The organism is Acinetobacter sp. AYS6 (genome assembly GCF_025630795.1).
Taxonomy (GTDB): Bacteria; Pseudomonadota; Gammaproteobacteria; order Pseudomonadales; family Moraxellaceae; genus Acinetobacter.
The window spans coordinates 455,392-475,846 of sequence record NZ_JAOTNV010000004.1 but is presented as its reverse complement, the minus strand read 5'-3'; the positions used below and the strand labels follow the sequence as shown (position 1 = coordinate 475,846).

25 protein-coding genes are annotated in these 20,455 nt (G+C 34.7%); 18 read left to right on the top strand and 7 right to left on the bottom strand.

The window, feature by feature from the left end:
- Positions 1-14: 14 nt before the first annotated feature.
- The 6 genes from rodA to OD757_RS03070 form a co-directional block, all read right to left on the bottom strand.
- Positions 15-1,157 (bottom strand): rod shape-determining protein RodA, encoded by a 1,143-nt coding sequence (gene rodA, locus OD757_RS03095; RefSeq protein ID WP_263030827.1) that lies wholly within the window; start codon positions 1,155-1,157, stop codon positions 15-17.
- A 127-nt stretch (positions 1,158-1,284) separates the two neighbouring features.
- Positions 1,285-1,935 (bottom strand): hypothetical protein, encoded by a 651-nt coding sequence (locus tag OD757_RS03090; RefSeq protein WP_005307108.1) that lies wholly within the window; start codon positions 1,933-1,935, stop codon positions 1,285-1,287.
- A 23-nt stretch (positions 1,936-1,958) separates the two neighbouring features.
- Positions 1,959-2,771, bottom strand: coding sequence for an NADPH-dependent 7-cyano-7-deazaguanine reductase QueF (gene queF, locus OD757_RS03085; RefSeq protein ID WP_204389143.1), 813 nt, complete (start codon positions 2,769-2,771; stop codon positions 1,959-1,961).
- Positions 2,768-3,541 (bottom strand): ABC transporter permease, encoded by a 774-nt coding sequence (locus OD757_RS03080; protein ID WP_009389974.1) that lies wholly within the window; start codon positions 3,539-3,541, stop codon positions 2,768-2,770. Before OD757_RS03080 ends, queF begins: the two co-directional genes overlap by 4 nt.
- Positions 3,538-4,473, bottom strand: a complete 936-nt coding sequence (locus OD757_RS03075) for an ABC transporter ATP-binding protein (protein ID WP_263030826.1) — start codon at positions 4,471-4,473, stop codon at positions 3,538-3,540. Before OD757_RS03075 ends, OD757_RS03080 begins: the two co-directional genes overlap by 4 nt.
- 785 nt (positions 4,474-5,258) lie before the next feature.
- Positions 5,259-5,930: an XRE family transcriptional regulator gene (locus OD757_RS03070; RefSeq protein ID WP_263030825.1), complete on the bottom strand. Its 672-nt coding sequence runs from the start codon at positions 5,928-5,930 to the stop codon at positions 5,259-5,261.
- Between the two features lie 125 nt (positions 5,931-6,055).
- On the opposite strand from OD757_RS03070, the gene OD757_RS03065 reads away from it, so the two are divergent.
- The 12 genes from OD757_RS03065 to OD757_RS03010 all read left to right on the top strand — a co-directional run bounded on the left by OD757_RS03065 (position 6,056) and on the right by OD757_RS03010 (position 12,242).
- Complete coding sequence (locus tag OD757_RS03065) at positions 6,056-6,289, top strand: helix-turn-helix domain-containing protein (protein ID WP_263030824.1); 234 nt, start codon at positions 6,056-6,058, stop codon at positions 6,287-6,289.
- A gap of 323 nt (positions 6,290-6,612) precedes the next feature.
- On the top strand, positions 6,613-7,506 hold the full coding sequence (locus OD757_RS03060; RefSeq protein ID WP_171429507.1) for a hypothetical protein: 894 nt from the start codon (positions 6,613-6,615) through the stop codon (positions 7,504-7,506).
- Entirely contained in the window at positions 7,503-8,279 is a 777-nt protein-coding gene (locus OD757_RS03055; RefSeq protein ID WP_263030823.1) for an ATP-binding protein, read from the top strand. The genes OD757_RS03060 and OD757_RS03055 overlap by 4 nt, the downstream gene beginning before the upstream one ends.
- Positions 8,276-8,767, top strand: coding sequence for a hypothetical protein (locus OD757_RS03050; RefSeq protein ID WP_263030822.1), 492 nt, complete (start codon positions 8,276-8,278; stop codon positions 8,765-8,767). The genes OD757_RS03055 and OD757_RS03050 overlap by 4 nt, the downstream gene beginning before the upstream one ends.
- 210 nt (positions 8,768-8,977) lie before the next feature.
- The gene (locus tag OD757_RS03045) at positions 8,978-9,193 is read left to right on the top strand and encodes a hypothetical protein (RefSeq protein ID WP_263030821.1); all 216 of its coding nucleotides are present in this window, start codon (positions 8,978-8,980) and stop codon (positions 9,191-9,193) included.
- On the top strand, positions 9,183-9,743 hold the full coding sequence (locus tag OD757_RS03040; protein WP_263030820.1) for a hypothetical protein: 561 nt from the start codon (positions 9,183-9,185) through the stop codon (positions 9,741-9,743). Before OD757_RS03045 ends, OD757_RS03040 begins: the two co-directional genes overlap by 11 nt.
- Before the next feature lie 409 nt (positions 9,744-10,152).
- A complete protein-coding gene (locus OD757_RS03035; protein WP_263030819.1) occupies positions 10,153-10,377 on the top strand; it encodes a hypothetical protein in 225 nt (74 codons plus the stop codon).
- 91 nt (positions 10,378-10,468) lie between these two features.
- Positions 10,469-10,696 (top strand): hypothetical protein, encoded by a 228-nt coding sequence (locus OD757_RS03030; RefSeq protein WP_107882688.1) that lies wholly within the window; start codon positions 10,469-10,471, stop codon positions 10,694-10,696.
- 57 nt (positions 10,697-10,753) lie between these two features.
- Positions 10,754-10,921 carry a hypothetical protein gene (locus OD757_RS03025; protein ID WP_263030818.1) on the top strand — a complete coding sequence of 56 codons (168 nt, stop codon included), beginning with the start codon at positions 10,754-10,756 and terminating at the stop codon, positions 10,919-10,921.
- A 163-nt stretch (positions 10,922-11,084) separates the two neighbouring features.
- On the top strand, positions 11,085-11,552 hold the full coding sequence (locus OD757_RS03020) for a phage tail tube protein (protein ID WP_057070199.1): 468 nt from the start codon (positions 11,085-11,087) through the stop codon (positions 11,550-11,552).
- Between the two features lie 61 nt (positions 11,553-11,613).
- Positions 11,614-12,081 carry a phage tail assembly chaperone family protein, TAC gene (locus tag OD757_RS03015; protein ID WP_263030817.1) on the top strand — a complete coding sequence of 156 codons (468 nt, stop codon included), beginning with the start codon at positions 11,614-11,616 and terminating at the stop codon, positions 12,079-12,081.
- A 20-nt stretch (positions 12,082-12,101) separates the two neighbouring features.
- Positions 12,102-12,242 carry a hypothetical protein gene (locus OD757_RS03010; protein ID WP_165382137.1) on the top strand — a complete coding sequence of 47 codons (141 nt, stop codon included), beginning with the start codon at positions 12,102-12,104 and terminating at the stop codon, positions 12,240-12,242.
- 50 nt (positions 12,243-12,292) lie between these two features.
- On the opposite strand, the gene OD757_RS03005 is transcribed toward OD757_RS03010, so the two are convergent.
- The gene (locus OD757_RS03005; RefSeq protein ID WP_263030816.1) at positions 12,293-13,171 is read right to left on the bottom strand and encodes a hypothetical protein; all 879 of its coding nucleotides are present in this window, start codon (positions 13,169-13,171) and stop codon (positions 12,293-12,295) included.
- A 125-nt stretch (positions 13,172-13,296) separates the two neighbouring features.
- On the opposite strand from OD757_RS03005, the gene OD757_RS03000 reads away from it, so the two are divergent.
- The 6 genes from OD757_RS03000 to OD757_RS02975 all read left to right on the top strand — a co-directional run bounded on the left by OD757_RS03000 (position 13,297) and on the right by OD757_RS02975 (position 20,409).
- Positions 13,297-17,169 carry a lytic transglycosylase domain-containing protein gene (locus OD757_RS03000; protein ID WP_263030815.1) on the top strand — a complete coding sequence of 1,291 codons (3,873 nt, stop codon included), beginning with the start codon at positions 13,297-13,299 and terminating at the stop codon, positions 17,167-17,169.
- 400 nt (positions 17,170-17,569) lie between these two features.
- Positions 17,570-17,911, top strand: a complete 342-nt coding sequence (locus tag OD757_RS02995; RefSeq protein ID WP_057070195.1) for a phage tail protein — start codon at positions 17,570-17,572, stop codon at positions 17,909-17,911.
- Between the two features lie 53 nt (positions 17,912-17,964).
- Positions 17,965-18,684 (top strand): phage minor tail protein L, encoded by a 720-nt coding sequence (locus OD757_RS02990; protein ID WP_191899927.1) that lies wholly within the window; start codon positions 17,965-17,967, stop codon positions 18,682-18,684.
- Between the two features lie 12 nt (positions 18,685-18,696).
- Positions 18,697-19,446, top strand: a complete 750-nt coding sequence (locus OD757_RS02985) for a C40 family peptidase (protein ID WP_263030814.1) — start codon at positions 18,697-18,699, stop codon at positions 19,444-19,446.
- Between the two features lie 68 nt (positions 19,447-19,514).
- Positions 19,515-19,703 carry a hypothetical protein gene (locus tag OD757_RS02980; RefSeq protein WP_263030813.1) on the top strand — a complete coding sequence of 63 codons (189 nt, stop codon included), beginning with the start codon at positions 19,515-19,517 and terminating at the stop codon, positions 19,701-19,703.
- A 61-nt stretch (positions 19,704-19,764) separates the two neighbouring features.
- Positions 19,765-20,409 (top strand): tail assembly protein, encoded by a 645-nt coding sequence (locus OD757_RS02975; protein ID WP_263030812.1) that lies wholly within the window; start codon positions 19,765-19,767, stop codon positions 20,407-20,409.
- Positions 20,410-20,455: the final 46 nt, after the last annotated feature.

Below are 20,455 nucleotides of genomic sequence, written 5' to 3'. Positions count from 1 at the left end.
TTTAAAATTCCAGATTATCGATGTGTATGAATGGACATGACTAAACCAAAGGTGGCCATTAAAGTAATAATAGCTGTTCCACCATAACTCATAAAAGGTAAAGGAACACCTACTACAGGTAAAATACCACTGACCATTCCCGCATTTACAAATACATAAACAAAAAAAGACAAACCAAAGGCGCCAGCGACTAAACGTCCATAGTTATGGAAGCTTTGTAAACCGATTTGGAATGTTCTAAAAATAATAGCAAAATAAAGAATAACTAAAATAAGTACGCCAATGAGTCCAAACTCCTCGGAATACGCGGCAATAATAAAGTCGGTATGACCTTCGGGTAAAAAATGCAAATGTGATTGGGTGCCTTCAAGAAATCCTTTACCTGAAAAACCACCCGAACCAATTGCAGTTTTAGATTGAATAATATTCCAACCTGTACCGAGCGCATCTGCCTCTGGATCAAGCAACGTTAAAACCCTTTGACGTTGATAATCGTGTAAAAGAAATTCCCAAGCAATCGGAATAATGACCGCAGCGCAAGCTCCCGCAGCACCGATCATACGCCACGATAGTCCACTTAAAAATAAAACAAATATGCCACTTGCTAGCACTAACACTGATGTTCCTAAATCTGGTTGTTCCGCAATTAATAAAAAAGGAATACCAATTAACATTAGTGATAAAACAACTTGTGAAAAGCTAGGGGGAAGAGGCTTACGTGCTAAAAACCATGCGACCATCATGGGCATGCCGATTTTCATGAACTCACTGGGTTGAACACTTCCGAAACCGGGAATATCAATCCAGCGCTGAGCACCCATTCGGACTTCGCCAAACACCATGACTGCCACAAGTGAAAATAAGCCAAACAAATAAAAATATGGTGAAAAAGCTTGATAGACCTTGGGCGGAATTTGGGCTAAACCAATCATCACGATGAAGCCAATACCAAAACTCATGGCTTGTTTACTGACTAACCCTACATCCTGTGCAGAAGCACTATAGAGTACGGTTAACCCTAATAACGCATTTAAGAGCAGAAATAGGCATAACCAAGGGTCAACATGGAGTTGTTGCCACTTTGACGGTTGCATAGCGGTGCTAAGACCATCTCGAGGAGCTTGGCGTAAAAATTTATATTGTGGACTAGGAGACATGCGGCGTTAACTAAGGTCAATCAGTGCTTGGCGCATGCTAACATAAACGTGGTTAATGGCAATGTATATCAATATTTTGCAATAAAAAAACCCAGCTTTCGCTAGGTTTCCGATAGTCTATTTTTTATTAGTTAAAGAATAAACCATCATGGTATTCAGCCATCGCTTTAAGTTCAGTACGATTTAAGCTTGGAATCAGTTTGTCGATTGCAATGTGAACAGCTTTAGTTACGGCTGCTGCACCAATATCGGCTGCTTTACGCTTAATCATGCCTAGGTCTAATGTTTTATTAAAATCAGACATGAAGTGTTTGATCATGGCATCGCCGAACTGTTTATATAATTCAGCTAACGCAGCTTTATTAATGTCATTGCCTGCTTCAAGCTCAGTAAAGTTATGCTTAAGATTAGTTACTAAACCTGCATCTAAATTTACGCCTACTTTATATTGGCCTTGTGGGTCTTTAAATAAGCTTTTTTCAGAAAACTCTACTGACTGTTTAACCACATCATTTGGTGCTTTGCTTAGCAATTGCTTTAAAAGAACAGCAACTGTAGATTTGACATAACCAGCAAGTTTTTCGGCAGTATCGCGTTTTTCACTCGCAGGAAAATGCTGAACTAACTGAATTAAGACATTATCAATAATTTCTTCATTGAGTTGTAAAGCAATCTTATCGCGAAGTGGATATAAAGGTTCACTAGAATTTTTATTCGCAATTCCAGTTTGTATATCGTTCAATAAGCCTTCTGAAGGGGTAAAACCAAAAAACGGCATGGTATATCCTCAAATTATTCGTTTTATTGTCGTGCCAATCGAATCGGTTTTGGCATCCATGAAAGATCCGATACTCGGCAAGGGTTAATATCAAGTCCGCCGCGACGAGTATAAGTTGCATAAACCATCAGCTTTTCAGGCTCTAGATTTTGCCAAATATCGGCAAAGATCTGTTCGACACATTGTTCGTGAAAGCCGTTATGCTGACGGTACGAGATAATATAAGCTAAAATACTACGATAACAAGGTTTTTTGCCTTTAAAACGAATAAAAACTGTACCCCAATCTGGTTGTCCTGTGACTGGGCAGTTACTTCTCAAAAGATGAGAATACAGTTCAATTTCAACTTCTTCATCAGACTCATCTCTTTTTAAAAGAGTCGCATCTGGATGTTGCTCTAAACGCTCTGGGTTTAGATCATCAATACAAATGCCTTGAGGTTTAGAAATATCTAAATCATCAACCTGAAATAGGGTTAATTCAACTTTTGCACCAGCCGCCGTAGAGAGGTCTTTTTCAACCGTTTCAATGAACGACTCTTTCGAATCAAATTGAGTGAAATTAAGACTATTGAAGTAAAGTTTTAATGACTTTGACTCAATTAAATTTGGTGAAGAAGCAGGCAATGTAATTCTGCCAATTGCAACTTGCGGGATAGCATGAGCGTTTAACCATGAGATTTCAAAAACATGCCACCAATCTTTACCTTGCGTAATACCTTCAATGTGCGAGTAAGCTTCACGAGACTGAGCACGGGCAATTGGAAATAAAACATCAGGTTGATAGTTAGTTGGATATTGGGTTTCTTTACCCAATAAAGACTGTTCGACACTCATTCACGCATTCCTGAACCACGAGCAAGTAAATAGTAAGCAATTCCGTAAAGTACAGCACAGCATAATGTCACAATGATTAAAGAGAACGTAACGTTCACATCACTATGACCCAAAATGCCGAAACGGAAAGCATTGACCATATACACAATAGGGTTAATTAAAGAAAGTTTTTGCCAAAAAGGACCAAGTGCACTAATGGCATAAAACACACCACCTAAATAAGTTAGAGGTGTAAGAACAAAGGTGGGAATAATAGAAATATCATCAAATGATTTTGCATAGACTGCATTAATAAAACCACCTAATGAGAAAAGAACCGAGGTAACTAAGACTGTATATATAGTTACGAACCAGTTGTGTATAAAAAGGTCGGTAAAGAACATGCTCATTGCAGTCACAATTGTACCAACTAATACACCACGGCAAATACCACCAATCACATAGCCCCACAAAATAATATGTAGTGGCACAGGGCTCATGATGAGTTCTTCAATGCTTTTTTGGAATTTTACACTGAAGAAACTGGAAGAGACGTTGGCATAACTGTTTGTAATGACAGCCATCATAATTAAGCCGGGTACAATAAATTGCATATAGCTCACGCCACCCATTTGTCCAATGCGTGAACCCACCAGATTACCAAAAATGACAAAGTACAAACTCATTGTAATTGCGGGTGGTAATAAGGTTTGGGGCCAAATGCGTAGAAAACGGCGTACTTCTTTACGAACTATGGTCCAGAGAGCAATTTGTAGTTGGCTAAAATTCATTTTGCCTCTCCTTCAAGATTTTTCTCGACCATTTTGACAAACAATTCTTCTAAACGGTTTGATTTATTACGCATACTACGAACACGAATACCTTGAGATTCTAATAGCTGGAATAGGTCATTTAATGTATGCGCTCTATCCATTGTTACTTCTAAAGTATTGCTATCAATTAAGTTAAACTTTACACCAATAATGTTTAACTGAAGCGGCCCAATCGGTTCGGCTAAATCGAAGATAAATGATTCTTCATTCATCTGATTAAGGAAGCTCTTCATGCTGGTATCTTCTTTAATTACACCGCGGTCAATAATCGCAATGCGACGACACAACATTTCTGCTTCTTCTAAATAGTGAGTCGTTAAAATAATAGAAGTACCACTTTCGTTCATTTCGGTCAGAAAATCCCACATAGAACGGCGTAATTCAATATCTACACCAGCAGTGGGTTCATCTAAAATGAGAAGTTTAGGCTCATGCATCATGGCACGGGCAATCATCAGACGGCGTTTCATACCGCCAGAGAGCATACGTGCTTGTATATTGCGTTTTTCCCACAGACCGAGTTTTTCTAAATAATGTTCGGCGCGTTTTTCTGCAATCTTTTTGTGAATGCCGTAATAGCCAGCTTGAGTGACTAAAATATCGAATGTTTTTTCAAACTGTCCGAAGTTAAATTCTTGGGGAACGACGCCAAGCTGCTGTTTTGCCAGAGATGGATGGGTATCGAGATTGTGCCCAAAAATCTCAACTGTTCCAGCGGTTTTTTTCGTGAGGGAGCTGATAATACCAATGGTTGTTGATTTGCCGGCACCATTTGGGCCTAACAACGCATAAAATTCACCTTCAGGCACAGTGAGGTTAATACCTTTTAACGCCTGAAAACCATTACGATATGTTTTGGACAAATCTCTTAAAACCAAAGCATCAGTCATGAAATTCTCACATTATGAAAGAGGGGTATATTTTGAGCGATAATGATTAATAAACCAAGTAAAATAGTCGGAATTTTATAAAATTGAGATAAATGTTTAAGATAGCTGAATGGTAAGTACTCGCTATACTTGATAGAATAATATTAAGATATTGATTTATATGGATTAATTTTCCATAAGGTCTATACATATTATAAAACTTAAAAATGCCTAAAATTACAGTTGTGTTGATCAAATCAACAAGTAATTTTGAAATCTAGAAAATAAAAAAGGAACTGAAAAGATTTCAGCACCTTTTGAATAGATGGGAATTATACATTGATACAGAACAAAAAGGGATACTGGGGGTTGTACTCTATAGTGGAAAACTACCAGGTTTTAGAGGAAAGTCATATCTATTGTTAGGTGGTAGTAATAAATTTCACTGTAATAACAGCTGCGATAAACCAAATGATCAATCCTATTGACAAGAAGCCTAACATTTTTATTGTAATCAAAACATTAGTTTTAAAATTTAAGAACCATAAATTTTGTTCGTGGCTAGACTTGTGAGGGGAGTTCAAGTTGTGTGTTATATCTTCTTTCATAATTACCTCTTATTAAGTTGAAATTGGACTTATTGTGAATACGGGTCAAAGAATATATAGTTAAATATAGTTTTATCTATTAATTGAGTCAATAGTTTTAACTATCAAAATAATAATTTTAACTTTTACTTTCTTGTTGCTAATAAAAAAGCCACATTAATTGTGGCTTTTTTATTAAACTTTATGTGTATGGAGGGGTTATCCAGCTCTCCAGAACTGTCGACCCATTACTCTAAAGTTTTTACCATTTTCTTCTGTTACGCGTCGATCTCTAAATTTTTCGTTAAGACTATGGAGAATTAAAGACCCATCTTCTTCTTTGAAGATCTGTTTTAGCATACCTTCACCAGCAAAATATACAGCATATATTTCACCATCGATAATTTGTGTTTGAGATATATCTATACCTACAAGGTCGCCATCTTTTATATAGTCCATCATGCTATCGCCTTTAGCCTTGATAATGCGCATACAATCTTGAGCTACATGTTTTTCCTTGAAAAAAGAAGATGGAAAAGGAATTTTTCCATTAATAGCATCAAAATGAAATTCAATTGATTCACCTGTGCCACATGAAAAATTAGCCTCAGCTACTTCTATCCATACATATTCATTATTTTCTTTATTTACTATAACTGGTTTGACCAAATCGTCTTCACTAAACGAATCCTCAGCTTCACCAGTTGTTAGCCAATAAGCATCAACTCCCAAAAATTTTGCAATTAAAGGAAGAAATGCTGACTTTAAACTTTTTCCTGTTTCCAGCGCTTGATATGTCGGTTGTTTAATACCAACCGCTTCAGCGACTTCATATTGACTCTTTCCTGCTTTTAAGCGAGCCGCTTTTAGACGAGTTGCTAAATCAGACATGATATTAACCTTAAAATCGTTGTATCTGATTTTATAGTTAAAACTATTAAAATCAAATAACCTAAACTATTGACTTTTGATAGTTAAAACTATAAATTAACTATCAAGTTAGGGGTTTGATAGTTATGAATATAGATAATATTTCAATCTACATCCAACTGGTGAGCTTTTTCGGGAGTCAAACAAAAACGGCACAAGCCCTTTCTATTAAGCAACCTTCGGTTAATGCTTGGTTAACGGGTAAAAGTCAAATGTCTGAAAAAATTGCTTTACGGGCTGAGTGTGTAAGTAATGGGAGATTCAAAGCATATCAACTTTGCCCAACGCTAAAAGAGTTCGAGAAGAATATTACAAGTTAATCTTTGCACTAAAGATTTAGATAAATATTAAGTTTTTAGGAGTTTTTTTAATGACTGGTATCGGTTTGATTGAAAAGGTTTTTTAACTAGATTTTATCAAACAGTGAAAAGAAATTTTACATACTTAATTTAAAAAGCAAAAAGCCTGATCGGCAAATCAGACTTTTTAGTTAATTCATTTAATTAGGAAATCACAATGAATTTTAAAATAAATTTATCACAATGTTGTGGTGAAAACAAATCGATTAATTGTAAGGGTAAGGAAAATAAAATCTTTTACCATTTAAATTCCTTTAAAACTCTTTTAAAGGAGTTAAATACCAATGCGTGACTATGGGAAGGTTTCTCCACACTTCTGGACAGGTATAACTGGTAAACAATTACGAGAGTGTCCCGAGTCCATTATCGTGGCTATGTATTTAATCACCAGTCCACATGCAAATATGCTTGGTCTTTATTATATGCCTCTTTTATATATAGCTCATGAAACTGGTTTGGGGCTAGAAGGAGCAGAGAAGGGGCTTGAATGGGCATGTAAAGTAGGTTTCTGTAGTTATGACAATGTTTCAGAAATGATCTGGGTACATGAAATGGCTCGTTTTCAGGTTGCTGAATCTTTGAAGGAGAGTGATAACCGTTGTAAAGGTATTCAAAAGGATTATGACTCATTACCGTCAAATCCATTTTTAGAAGATTTTTATAATAAATACTTTGAAGCCTTTTGTATGACGCATCGACGTGAAGGAAAGAATAATAGTTATCTTGAGAAAGAAGCCCCTAACAAGGTTCTTTTAAGCCAAGAACAGAAGCAAGAACAGGAACAGGAAAAAATTCTCTCTCAAGTAATTTTAACGAACGTTATGAAATCAGAGGATTGGAGACCTGATTTAAACCATCTCGCTACTTATTTGAAAAAGACTAAATATTCTCAGCAAGTGCAAGAAATCTTATCTATGGATGATTTTGAATTTCATTTGAGTAATTTCAATGCTCACCATGAAACTTCACGATATCTAACTGATAGTCAAAGACACAGCAAGTTTGCTCAATGGATATTTGAAAAGTTTGAAAAGTTAAAAGCTTCAAAAACTAAATCAACGAAGTCAATTTATTTAAATTCAAGAATACATGGAAATGTAAATCAAGCTTTTGAATACCAACAGCCAGAATATGACGAAAGTATTAAGCCATTGGAGTTGGGAGGAAAATTTGTATGAATGTAATGACAAAAATTAATCACTCCTTCGAACCAGGGTTAAATATTTGCTCTATTCATTTGGAGAAAAAGGTCAAGATTGCTGGTTTAGAAATCTGTCCAACGTGTGCTGTCAATAAAGTAACTGAGTCTAATCTCAAGCATAGTAAAACCGTTAGAAAAATGGTTTATGCAAATCATTTAGCAGGTGGAATGTTACCTATACGTCATAAAAACTCTGGGTTCCATAATTATCGCTGTGAATTACCAGGACAAATTATTGCTTTTAATAGTTGTGCAGCTTACGCCGAACGAATTATGAAAGGACAGGTAACGAATCTGGTTATGGTGGGGAAAACTGGGACAGGTAAAACACATCTTGCATGTGCGACGGCTAGAACATTACTTAAGAATGGCAAAACAGCTCGTTATATCACCAGTGAAGAGTTAGCAAATGACATCATGGGAGCTTGGTATCGTCAGGGTGATAGTGAAAAAAATACTATTTATCGTTATACAGAATATGACTTACTCATTATTGATGAGTATGGATTGCATGATCGCGAAAAACGTAAAGAAGTGGTTCATAAGGTCTTATATGCGCGTTATGACGCAGATAAAGCAACAATGCTTATTTCAAATTTTGCGCTTAATGATACTAAGGATCGGATAGGCACAATTATTCATGGCTTGATTTCTGATTTAGGTGATCGCCTTTGGTCTCGGTTTCAACATGGGGGATTAACTCAAATTGAATGTGTATGGGCAGATACTCGTTTAGGAGCAAAACTATGAATGCTAAATTGGAACTTACTAAGCATGATTATTCAATAAGTTATTCAAATGTTTTTCTTAAGTCTAAACAGCGTAATGAACTCGCTATCCAATTAGCAGAATGGGTGGCTCAAGGTAATCAAATTAACTTGATTAAAAACAAGAATGAGAATCAAGGCTATCTGAAACAGGGGAGGGAGAAGTCTATTAAAGATGAGTATAACGGCAAAAGTTATATGGACTCAGGTGTTACATCAAAAAACTTATTGATTCATTCATCAATTAAAGAAACGACAGCATATTTAAATGACCAACAAGCTTTATTAAAAATATTTGTTAATAAGTTCGGACAATCTTGGGATTTCTTAGCAGCTAATTCTGGTTATGCATTAACAGCTCATCAGCTTTATCGGATTTATCATGGGCGATCAGAAGCTTCATTACTTGATTGGAATGTTTTAAGACAGTCACTTGAAAATTTAGGGGTGAATAATGAATCATCTTGTTGAACAGCATTATTGTCAAACTCTGGATGTTAGAATTAATCACAAAAAAATTCTAAGTAATTTTAAAGATTTGACGAATGTAGAGTTACCTATCAAGAGTAATAAAAATTTTGCTTATGAACTGAAATTACAGAAAAAGAACTTTAAATGCTTATTGGGTATAGAACTTTATGGGCGCTTATTAATACTTAAATGTACTGAGGGCTTAATGTAATGAAAACTGAGCAAATTATTTTAGTAATAGTTGCCTCATTTGCCTTCTATTTTGCTGTTAAGTTTTTGATGCAATGGTTGGTCGGTGAATATAACCATGGGGCAGTGGTTGAATGGATGCGAAGAGGTTTTGCCTTTGGATTGGGTTTTATTTTTTCGATTTTAGTAATGATCGTGATTGTGCATATTTTGAGAGGGTTAATGAATGAATATTGATATTAGTATTATGAATCAGTTTACTCAATTTCAATGGTTATCCCGAGGCTTAACAGCACAATCATTGGACTTTTCAAGAGTTGGACATACACCTAGTAAAGACGCTATTAATTATCAAGATAGATTGGGGGCAATTGCTAAAATGGAGACCCAATTAGCTAAATCAGTGTCTTCATTAATTATTTATAATGGAAAATCAGAAGAGGACTATAAATTCATAAGAAATCATTTAGCTTTAATTATGTTAAAAGAAGCTGAAAATGATAAAAAAAGAGAACCTGAATATATTGCTATTCACCATTTGGCATGGCTTATTGCTCGTATGGTTATCGATTTTTCTTTAAATCCTGATCTTGAAAAAAACTTTACGGCTCAGGGTAGACTTTATTATGCAGGGATTACGGCTTATAAGATGTCAGCAGATGTTTATAGAATGACATGGAAGCCATATGAGAAGTTAATGCAGCTTGCAATTGAATCTGCTATTGCGGAGGCAGAAGATACTATACGTGAATATCGGAAAGACACTTACAAAGAGTTACAATTATAGGGTTTTCATTATTCCGAAAAAAAGAGTAATATATATTTAAGATGGTCGTATTGCGGATTTAATTTGCAGTGCGACTTTTTAGTTTAAGTTGTTTTAAATTTTTTATTATCGTATTTATAAGAATAATTCATATATTAAATTTTTACATAGATAATAATTTTTTAGAGAGATTGTTCTCTATTCATGGAAAATCTAAAAATCTATGTTATTTAATTATTTTATATGAGTCAAAGTTTTAAATATTTCTTAAATCGTTATTTAAGTTTTGCTGTAAAAATGCAGCATATAAAGCCATATCAAATTAATTTGATATGGCTTTATTTTTTTATTAGTAATAAATCTGGAAAGGTATTTATTATGAGTTGTACGGGTTGTGCTAAAAGACGTAAATGGTTAGAGAGTAAATATAATGAACTTGAACGAAGAACAAAATTACTGTTGCTCAAAGTTACTCGAAGTGATGGAAGAGTTGGTAAAGCAGAACAACACATTGATTCAAAAGGTTGAAAATAAAGATACTCTTATTTATTCTGCTATCGAGCAGAATAATAAATTACTTCAAAGTTATTTTGAAGATCAAATAGTTGATCAAAATATTATTTCTTACTTAGATTCAAAGCCAAAAGAAAAATAATATTTATATCAATTGGTAAAAGTATTTTATATTATCTTAGTCATTAGAAGAGCAAGATTTAAAGTCTAGCTCTTTTTTTATTGGAAAAAATATGTCAAATGTAAAAGTCCAGTTTTTAACAACATGTATGCATAATCGAATTGTTCATATAGCCGGTGAGGTAATTGAACTTGATTTAAACAGTGCGGAAGATTTATTGAAGCTAAACTTAGTTAAATTTATTAATTCAGATGCATTAGAAAAAAATAAAAAATTAACTAATCAAAATAAGTTAAGGCAGGCCCGTCGTAAATCTAATGAAAATAACTATTTAAAGTAAAAATAGTTACTGTTAAGAGATCTTGCAATAAATGGTTTTATTTTGGAGGATATATCTATGAATATGAATGGCTTGTCTACTCTACAAAAGAAACTAAAAAATTTATCAGATGATAAAAAAATTAGTCAAATTGTGGATGACATTGAAAAAAAAGCAACTTCTCCCAAAAATGCTAAAGAATTAATGGCTAAGATGCTTAGAAGTGAATTAATAAATAAATTGTAATACAGTTTATTAGAAAACTAAGATCTAGGTGCTATGTGTAATTAATACTAAATTTATATATTGCACATATGTAGTACTCTATTAGACAAACTTCCCAAATTCTAAAATTTTATGACCTCGCAAAACGCGAGGTTTTTTTCGTCGTTAAAAAAGGAGTCCAATCATGGGCGTATTAACACAAGGTACTGAAACATGGGTAAAACATGGTTCACCAGCTGTATTAACTAAAATTGAATGTATTACTGAGTTGTCGGTAGGCGATGATAGTGTTACTGAAATTGAAACAACATGTATGGAAGAGCGTGAATCTTCAACTTCAGAATATGGTTTAGTTAAACCAGGTGAAGGTAGTTTGAAAATCAATACTGATCCTGAAAATGAAACCCATGTTACGATTTTGAATTTGGCTCAAAATAAAGCAAAAGTTGATGTTTTTGTTGGATGGGCCGATGGTACTGCTGCACCAACTTTACAAGGTGATGTTGTGACAGTACCGCAAGGTCGTTCTTGGACACAATTCCAAGCTCAATTACGAAAAGGTCCACCAATTTTCGATAAAGACTCATTGGTAAACCATACTATTCCAATGAAACGCCAAACCCCAGCTTTCGATACATTGAAAACCGTTTAAGGTTTTTTAGCTTTATTAATAAGCCTGCTTAGCAGGCTTATTTTCTTTTGGAAAATTAAAAATGAAGAAACTAAGTGCGGATCAAATCAAATCAGGCATTTTGCTTGGTAAGCCAGAACAAGTAACAGTTCAAGTTCTGGTAAATGGTGAAAAATCAGAGTTTACAACCTATATTAAACCTTTTAACTATCAATCTGCTGTAGCAAATATGAAAGCATACGGAGAAAATAAAGAGGCTTTAGCAGGTATTTTAGCAAGTTGTATTACAGATGAGCATGGTGTTCCTACTTTCACTGAGGATGAAGTACGATTACACTTTAGCCAAGCATTAGTTGATATCATTTGGGTTAAAATTGTTGAAATTAATGTCATGGGAAAGCAGACATTGAAATCGACGACAGAGAAGAGCTCCTCATCGAAATCGCGATCGCAACCTCAAGATCAATCGAAGAAGTCAGAACAAGCTTTACCCACAAAGAAATTAGAACTTGGGCAGCTTACCGACAAAAAAGAGGTAGCCTCAACATAGGTTTACGTTTAGAAGAAGTAATGGCAGAAATGAAACTCATGTTTGCGTCATCTAAGGGTGTAAAAGGGCTTCAAATTTATGATTATTTACCACACTTTGATAAACCACCAGCTCTTACTTTTGAGCAAGAGCGTATAAATAAAATGAAAAAGTTACGCTAATTATAACTAATTAAAAAAGCACTTTGAGAAAAGTGCTTTTTTAAAATAAATTAATAACTTTTTTCTGATGTAATACTGTATGTATTTTTAGAATTATTAAATTGATATGTTTTTATTTTATTATATTTAACAAATTTATCTGTTTTTTCATTATAAATATCTCCTTTGAATTTAATTTCAATAGGGTAACTTTTTAAATCAGGTTGATCCGTTTTAACTCTATATTCACCCTTAAAGCTATAATTTAAAGGTGAGTTTTGGTCGTAAGTGCCTTCATTACTTCCTCCAACAATATCAATATTGTATCCTTGAATAGCATCATCACCTAATTTAATAAGATGTAGTAAAGTATCTGATCCGCCATCATTTGAATAGGTATATGAGTCGTCGAAGAAGCCAACATCATTTTTACCTATCTTGACAATTCTTGAAGCTAGATTTTCAATATTTAAATTAATAATTCCATATTGACTTGGTGGAGTGTATGAATTGATATTTTTAGAGACTAAATCAAAATTACCTTGATTATTTTTCTTAAAAATCATGAGGTCAGCATTACCTTCACAGGCATGACAACTTTCACTAAACTCATAGAAGTTCGAACTTTTTTCGACAAGTTTTCCTTTTTCAATTTCACTTACTGCTTTACCAATTTCACGTTTTTCAACAAAAATTAAATATCTATCTTCATCCGAGTTATTTTTAAAGACTTCCGCGGGATGGAGTATGGCTAAATATTCTTGGCTATTTTCTTCGATTCCAATATGGGGAAGTTTAATTTCTTCTTCATCTTTACTTTCAAAAGTAGCATGAAACATAGATGGATAAAATGTACGGAATATCGATTTTGTTTCTAAATCATCTATTGTTACTGCAAAAGAATGGTTAATTAAAAAAAATGAAGATAGCAGTAATAATTTTTGTTTCATTGCCTTGATTAACTCTAGTATTTGTAAAGTATGCCCAATTTAGCAAAGCAGTAACTTGAAATCTAGTTAAATCATAATTTAATCATTGACGACCGAAAAGTCGTTTTTTTTGCCTGGAGATAAGTATGGCTGCAACTAATTTAGGAATTCTGAACATAGACTTAGTTGTTAATATTGTTAATTTTATTGAGCCTATTAACCAGGCAGAACGTAAAGCGAAATCAGCCAGTGAAACTATTGGCCAAAGTTTTAAAACAATAGGCTCTACCATGAAATCTGTCAGTGATTTCATGAATAATCAGATTGTTGCCGGCCTCACCTCGACTGTAACACGTGTAATTGATACAGGTAGTGAAATCAAAAAGCTGGCTCAGCTAGCCAATACAAGTACTTCGTCCTTTCAATATTACGCAAAAGGCGCAGAAACTGTAGGAATTAGCATGGATAAATTTGCAAACCAGATGAAAGGTATGCAACAAAATATCGGAAATTTCCAACAGACAGGAGGTGGTCCATTAGCTGATTTCTTTAAAAACATTGCACCGCAAGTTGGTGTAACAATTGCTCAATTCCAAAAACTTTCAGGCCCAGATGCATTACAGCTTTATTATGATTCTCTTGTTAAAGCAAATGTTAGTCAGGAGAGTATGCAGTTTTATATGGAAGCCCTTATTTCAGACTCGACCGCGTTAATTCCTTTACTGGAAAATGGTGGCGCAGAATTTAAAAAATGGGGTGATGCAGCACAAAGAGCTGGAGCTATCATGGATGACGCCATGATAAAGAAATTATCACAAGCTAAAGAAAACTTACAAATCATGGATTTGCAATGGCAGGGTCTTCAAGCCACGATGGTCAATGGAATCATGCCTGTATTTATTGCTGTCACTTCTCATATGGACACCATTACTGCAGCAGCGGTTGGTTTGGGGGCTGCACTAAGCGTTAAACTTGCAGTACAGGGTGCGATGGTAGCTAAAGAGTTTACTATGGGAGTAGTTGGAGCTATTCGCTATGAAATAGCTCTTGCACGTATGGCAGGGGTTTCTTTACAAACAGCAGGCGCTATGGGGGTATTAAGAGGAGCTATGGCATTTCTTGGAGGGCCTGCTGGTATTGCAATGCTTGCACTTCAAGCAGTAGTTGCTGGAGGTGCTTATTATCTAATGACCCGAAAAACCGAGGAAGCAACGGATTCCTTTGATGAACAAAAGGTATCACTCAAAGAATTAATTAATCACTACAATAGTCTTAGTGTTGCGAAAAAACAAGCTTTCGTCTATGAAGCTCAAAATAAACTTAAAGACAAAAATGAAGTGTATCAAGATGCGAAAGAGGCCTTTTATGATAGCGCTGTTGGGATTGCTTATGAGTCTGCAAATAGCCAGCAAGCTGTTAAAGTAATCGATGATCTAGTTCAAAGATTTAAAAATGGAAAAATCTCTGCTTCTGATTTTGCTGATGGTATGGCTACTTTAGGTATTTATACAAAAGAACAAATATCCACAGCAGTACTATTTGCTGATAAAGTTGATAATGCGAAAAAAGCAGTAGACGAGCAAAAAATAAGAGTTGATGCCTTATCGGGATCAACTGAGCAAAATAGTAAAGCTCAGGGAGAACTAAATGTAGCTTTAGAAAATCAGGCTCGTTTACTGGGTATTATGCCTGATAAATGGAATGCGTATTCTCAAAAGCAACGTGATGCTCTAACAAATATTCTGACTAGTCAGCAACGTCAAAAATATATTGAAGCCAATATGGCAGCAGGTTGGTCAAAAGAACAGGCAGAATATGCTGCAAATTATCGTGAACAAGCTGGATTGGGATATACAGGTAAAACTCTTGATGGTAATCAATTAAGAATTCTCAAGGGAGATTTTGAGCGTAAAAACTATACTTTTAATACTAACGACAAGGAAAAAATTAATGGAGCAAGGCTGTTTGTTTCTAAAAATAATTTGGAAGAAATTGCAAAGCAGGAAGGGCTTCCCGCGGGTCTTTTAACGGGCTTAATTGCTACCGAATCTGGTGGTAAAAATCTTACAAGTCCGACAGGAGCAACAGGACCTTTTCAAACAACCTCAATTTTTCGTAGACAACATGCTAAAATTCTAAAAGCTGGTGGCTATTCTGAAGCTGCTTATACTAAAGCAGCTTCAGCAGAATTATTAAATGGATATAAAGCATTTGGTAACTGGTCTGATGCATTAATGGCTTATAATGGAGGAGTTGCCGGAACAAGAGCATTTAAAGAAGATAGAATTTCAAGCCAAGTTAAAAACAAAAGTGGTCATCAAGTTATAAATGGCAAATTGTATTTGTCGCCTGCTAAAGCAAGAGAAATGCAGAACTATCCGAAAACGGTATTGAAATATAGAGCTGGAGCTAACAATAGTTCTACCGTTGATGATTCGATGGTTAATCCTTCTCAAGCTGATCAGCTTAAAACTGCAGAAAATCTTATTGTTTCAAATAAAGAAAAAGCGATTAAAAAAGCTAATGTTGCTGCTATTTATGCAACACCAAAGGAAAAGTTCTCAAAAGAGCATCAAGATCATATTGATCAAATTACTGAAACCCACGGCGGTACCCCTGATTTTCAAAAGCTAATTGATCAAGAAAATGCTTTATATGCTGCACAACTTGCAAAACTTGAGTCTGATAAAAAGGAAGAGTACAACCAATACTTCGCTTTTGAAACAGATCGAATTAAACAAATTGAACAAAACTATGACCGACAAAAAGAGTTAATTAACTCTAATGCTGATTATGAGTATGGGAAATCTCAAAAAGCTTTAGAAATAAAAGAGGCATTAGACCGTAAAAAAAGCCTTGATATCGAAGCAGTTAAAAAAGAAGAACAGCAACAAGTCCAGGCAGCCATAGCAGCTTATCTGAGTGAAACAGAGATTGTATTAAACCGCTATAAACTTGAACGCGATGAAATTCAAAAAAACTCACAACTTACAAAAGAAACACGTGAGAAGTTATTACAAGCTAAGGATATGGCAATAGCTGATGTACTTACTAAGAATAGCCAGAAAATGGAAGACCACGCTATAAAAAGTCTTGATGTGGTATCCACAAAACGTGATCCGAATCAAGCTGCGTGGGATACTTTGCAAAATCAATATAATGTTGCAAATGGTTCTATCGATCAAGATTACCGCGACCAGCGAGCAGGTATATTTTTAGCAACTGATGATGAAAGTGAACGTAGTGCTCAATTATTAGCTGCACATCAAGAATATCTTATCGCGAAATCAGCTTTAGATGAAGAATATGCACAACGTGAAGCTGATTTAACTCAACAACAATTTGAAACAAAGTTGCAGGTTTATTCGCAAATTGCGGGCATGACTGGACAAGTATTTGATCAGATGGCAAATATGGTTGCCGAGTCAGCAGGCAAATCGAATGCTTTATATAAAACGATGTTTTTAGCTTCAAAAGCAGCATCAATTGCTCAAGCAATTGTAAATACAGAAGAAGGTGCAACTAAAGCCTTGGCTCAAGGAGGCGCATATGGTTCATTCTTAGCTGCTTTTGTACGAGCTACAGGCTATGCTTCAGTTGGTATTATGGCAGCACAAACAATTCAAGGCTTTGCAACTGGTGGACAGATTAGAGGTTTGGGAAATGGTTTAAGTGACAGTATTCCTATTTGGGCTTCTAATGAAGAGTTCATGATTAAACAATCTTCAGCTAAAAAGATTGGCTTGGATAATCTTAATTATATGAACCAGACAGGTGAGATGCCTCAAACAGACGCAAGTCAAATTATCGTGCCTCAGCTTGCTGAACTTCCGCCAACAGGAAGTGCCATTAATGCTCCTGTGTCGGTAAATGTGACAGTGAACTCAGATGGTAGTAGCCAAGTTGACTCATCTGGGCAATATAAATTAGTTGGAGAAGTGCTTGGGAATACAATTCGACAAGTATTACTTCAAGAGTTACGTCAAGGTCGGATTTTATATAATGCGATTCGTGGGTAAAATGTACCCACTCGGTTTTTAAAAAATAATAGATTCAAGAGATTATTTAATTTGACATAATTTGAATTAAATATTTTAAATGATCTTCATTAATTTATAGTTTCTTTTTTCTGAAAACTAAAGTATAGTGTAACTAAGATGGTCGAAATATAAATTCGACATATATTAAAAGCTAACTTTAAAATTAAAGTTAGCTTTTTTATTTTTAATACTATTATTTTAATTTTTTAGATTTTTGAAATATATCTTATTTTTTGGTTTAAATAATTGTAATAAATCTCATTTGGTATTTTATTTTTTTAAGTTGTATTTTAATAGAGCAAATAATAAATTATTTATCATTTAAATATTGTGTGAATAAGTATTTATATAGCTGTTCTGTATATTTTAGGAATATTTTATGAGTGCCCTTAAGTTTACTTGGAATCAAGATTTAGATGGTAATTCCCAAAAAAATACATTTAATGTCTTAAATGCAAATTTTGGGGATGGTTACGAACAAAACGTAAGTGTTGGTATTAATAATTGTTCTAGTCAGTGGCAATATACTAAGACTGATACCGAAAAAAATATTTTAGAGATTAAAAAATTTTTTGACTTACATAAAGGTTCAAAATCATTTCTTTGGGACTCACCTTTAGATGGTGAAGTACGTGTAAAAGTGGGTGAATATCAACCTGTCCATTTAGGTGGTGGTTGGTGGCGTATTAGTACAACATTTACCCAAGTTTATTATCCTTAAATACTTATTCACTTATAAGCTCCTGAAAAGGGGCTTTTTTTATGGAAATAAATATGTCTCTCGTCAGTGATTTTCAGAAACTTGAAGTAGATGGACTAATTACTCTTTATGAATTAGATGCAAGGAATCTTGGTGCGGGTATTTTAAGGTTTCATGGCCATGCTAGTTTTAAAGATAATGGTGAGTGGAAGCCAAATATTATTTGGCAAGGTGAAACCTATGAACCATTAGCAATTAAAGTATCTGAATTAGAATTGCGTTCAGATGGAAAAGCCTCTACTCCATCCTTAGCAATTGCAAATAATATTAATGGTATTCAAGGAGCTGTTTCGGCTTACTGTTTACAATTCAAAGATTTTGCTGATGCTAAATTAAAAGTCATTACCACAATGGCTAAATATTTAGATGCATCAAACTTTTCTTCTGGCAATACAAATGCAGCAAATGAATCAAAAGAACAGATTTGGTACATAGAACAGAAAACGTCTGAAAATGCTCAGCAAGTCACATTTGAACTTTCTAATCCTATAGATAATGAAGGAAGAGAAATTCCTGTTAGGCAAATTACTTCACTGTGTGAATGGGCATGTAAAGGACGTTATCGTGGTGAGGAGTGTGGTTATACAGGGACGACAATGTATACAGAAAAAGGTGAGCTTACTGATGACCCAGCCCAAGATAAGTGTGGAGGTCGTTTACGAGATTGTCGCTTACATTTTGGTGAAAACCAGCCTTTATCTTACGGTGGTTTTCCAGCTTCAAACTTGTCGTAAAGCAGGTCGATTATGAAACTTTCAGCAAAAATTAAAAAAGCAATTATGGTACATGCCGATGAATGTTACCCACTTGAATGCTGTGGTGTGATTGTAGATCGCCAATATATTCCTTGCCGTAATATTTCTACTAAAAATGATCAATTTGAAATCAATCCTGAAGATTTAACTATGATTGAAGATCAGGGGGAAATTCAGGCGTATGTTCATAGTCATCCAGATGGAACTACACGTGCTTCCGAATTAGACTTAACACAAATTGAGTTACATAAAAAACCTTGGGTGATTTGTTCATATCCCCATATTGATTTTCAAATATACGAACCATCTGGTTATAAAGCACCTCTGGTAGGACGTAACTATTATCATGGATGGCAAGATTGTTATTCATTAATTCGTGATTTTTATAGTCGTGAACTCAATATTTCATTAATTGATTTTGATCGAGAAGATGCTTGGTGGGAACAAAAAGATCACCCTTCACTATATTTAGAAAATTATGAACAAGCTGGTTTTTATGAAGTATCACAACCTAAATATGGTGACATGTTGATTTGTAGAGTAGGACGCACGGAACATCCTAATCATGCATTAATCTGGCTTGGTGACCAAGGAAAACTTAAAACAGAGCAGACAGAACCATGTATTGGTTCATCTTTAATTCTTCATCATCCTTATGGGCGTAAGTCTGTAAGAGAGATTTATGGACCACAATGGTTAGATCGAACCGTGAAGATTTTAAGACACAAAAAAATGAATTAAACCGCCGAAAGGCAAAATCCCTAAAACCTGCATTCGCAGGTTTTTTATTTTCTAAAGAGGTAATTTCAATGGCAACTCAAGCAGCAAAACAAGTTTCAGTACTGGAAGCAGAACTCGTAACTCAATTTAGTAATCAAGTGAATGCGATTCAATTCAATAAAGGTATGACACTTGAAAATTTAGTCCTGACTTATAATCGAGAAACAGGATTCTCTATTTTGATTGAAGAAGCTCAGACTCCAACAGAAGCTCTCTAATTTTAAAGTTTAGAGGAGATATTCAGTTGAATATCTCCTTTATTAAATCCAGGATAATCTCATGTTAAAAACAATCAAACTATATGGTGTATTAGCTGAAAAATTTGGAAAGCAATTTCAATTAGATGTTGTGAATACTCGTGAAGCTATGCGTGCATTATCAGTTCAAGTTCCGGGTTTTGAAAGTTTTATGTTACGTGCTCATGAGTCTGGACTTAAATTTGCCGTATTTTTAAATAATAAGAACTCTACATATAAAAAGAAACAATCTTCAATTTATGACTCAGATTCAAAACAGCAGATTACAGGAGATAATATCTCTGAAGATCAGTTAGATATGAATACCCAAGCCGATACCATTCATATTGTACCTCGCGTGGTAGGTGCTGGTGGTGGTGTTGTTCAAACCATTTTAGGTGTTGCTCTTATTGTTGCAGGTTTTTGGACAGGTGGTGCAACTACAAATATGGGTGTCGCTTTAATTGGTGCTGGTGCCGGTATGGCAATAGGTGGAATTTCAAGTATGTTAATGCCTAAAGTTTCAACGACTCAAGACCAAAACCAAGATGGTAACAGAGCAAATAAAGGATTTGGTAGTGCAGTAACAACAGTAGCTCAAGGAAATCCTGTACCTGTTCTTTATGGTCAGCGTGAAATTGGTGGATTTATTATCAGTGCAGGTCAGTACCCTGAAGACCAACTTTAATCAAAAAATAGATTTTGTTATAGGCGCTTATCAGCGCCTTTTTTAT

Coding starts and splice junctions, on each gene's coding strand:
- rodA (WP_263030827.1), bottom strand. CDS start 1,157: ATGTCTCCTAGTCCACAATATAAATTTTTACGCCAAGCTCCTCGAGAT.
- OD757_RS03090 (WP_005307108.1), bottom strand. CDS start 1,935: ATGCCGTTTTTTGGTTTTACCCCTTCAGAAGGCTTATTGAACGATATA.
- queF (WP_204389143.1), bottom strand. CDS start 2,771: ATGAGTGTCGAACAGTCTTTATTGGGTAAAGAAACCCAATATCCAACT.
- OD757_RS03080 (WP_009389974.1), bottom strand. CDS start 3,541: ATGAATTTTAGCCAACTACAAATTGCTCTCTGGACCATAGTTCGTAAA.
- OD757_RS03075 (WP_263030826.1), bottom strand. CDS start 4,473: ATGACTGATGCTTTGGTTTTAAGAGATTTGTCCAAAACATATCGTAAT.
- OD757_RS03070 (WP_263030825.1), bottom strand. CDS start 5,930: ATGTCTGATTTAGCAACTCGTCTAAAAGCGGCTCGCTTAAAAGCAGGA.
- OD757_RS03065 (WP_263030824.1), top strand. CDS start 6,056: ATGAATATAGATAATATTTCAATCTACATCCAACTGGTGAGCTTTTTC.
- OD757_RS03060 (WP_171429507.1), top strand. CDS start 6,613: ATGCGTGACTATGGGAAGGTTTCTCCACACTTCTGGACAGGTATAACT.
- OD757_RS03055 (WP_263030823.1), top strand. CDS start 7,503: ATGAATGTAATGACAAAAATTAATCACTCCTTCGAACCAGGGTTAAAT.
- OD757_RS03050 (WP_263030822.1), top strand. CDS start 8,276: ATGAATGCTAAATTGGAACTTACTAAGCATGATTATTCAATAAGTTAT.
- OD757_RS03045 (WP_263030821.1), top strand. CDS start 8,978: ATGAAAACTGAGCAAATTATTTTAGTAATAGTTGCCTCATTTGCCTTC.
- OD757_RS03040 (WP_263030820.1), top strand. CDS start 9,183: ATGAATATTGATATTAGTATTATGAATCAGTTTACTCAATTTCAATGG.
- OD757_RS03035 (WP_263030819.1), top strand. CDS start 10,153: ATGAACTTGAACGAAGAACAAAATTACTGTTGCTCAAAGTTACTCGAA.
- OD757_RS03030 (WP_107882688.1), top strand. CDS start 10,469: ATGTCAAATGTAAAAGTCCAGTTTTTAACAACATGTATGCATAATCGA.
- OD757_RS03025 (WP_263030818.1), top strand. CDS start 10,754: ATGAATATGAATGGCTTGTCTACTCTACAAAAGAAACTAAAAAATTTA.
- OD757_RS03020 (WP_057070199.1), top strand. CDS start 11,085: ATGGGCGTATTAACACAAGGTACTGAAACATGGGTAAAACATGGTTCA.
- OD757_RS03015 (WP_263030817.1), top strand. CDS start 11,614: ATGAAGAAACTAAGTGCGGATCAAATCAAATCAGGCATTTTGCTTGGT.
- OD757_RS03010 (WP_165382137.1), top strand. CDS start 12,102: ATGGCAGAAATGAAACTCATGTTTGCGTCATCTAAGGGTGTAAAAGGG.
- OD757_RS03005 (WP_263030816.1), bottom strand. CDS start 13,171: ATGAAACAAAAATTATTACTGCTATCTTCATTTTTTTTAATTAACCAT.
- OD757_RS03000 (WP_263030815.1), top strand. CDS start 13,297: ATGGCTGCAACTAATTTAGGAATTCTGAACATAGACTTAGTTGTTAAT.
- OD757_RS02995 (WP_057070195.1), top strand. CDS start 17,570: ATGAGTGCCCTTAAGTTTACTTGGAATCAAGATTTAGATGGTAATTCC.
- OD757_RS02990 (WP_191899927.1), top strand. CDS start 17,965: ATGTCTCTCGTCAGTGATTTTCAGAAACTTGAAGTAGATGGACTAATT.
- OD757_RS02985 (WP_263030814.1), top strand. CDS start 18,697: ATGAAACTTTCAGCAAAAATTAAAAAAGCAATTATGGTACATGCCGAT.
- OD757_RS02980 (WP_263030813.1), top strand. CDS start 19,515: ATGGCAACTCAAGCAGCAAAACAAGTTTCAGTACTGGAAGCAGAACTC.
- OD757_RS02975 (WP_263030812.1), top strand. CDS start 19,765: ATGTTAAAAACAATCAAACTATATGGTGTATTAGCTGAAAAATTTGGA.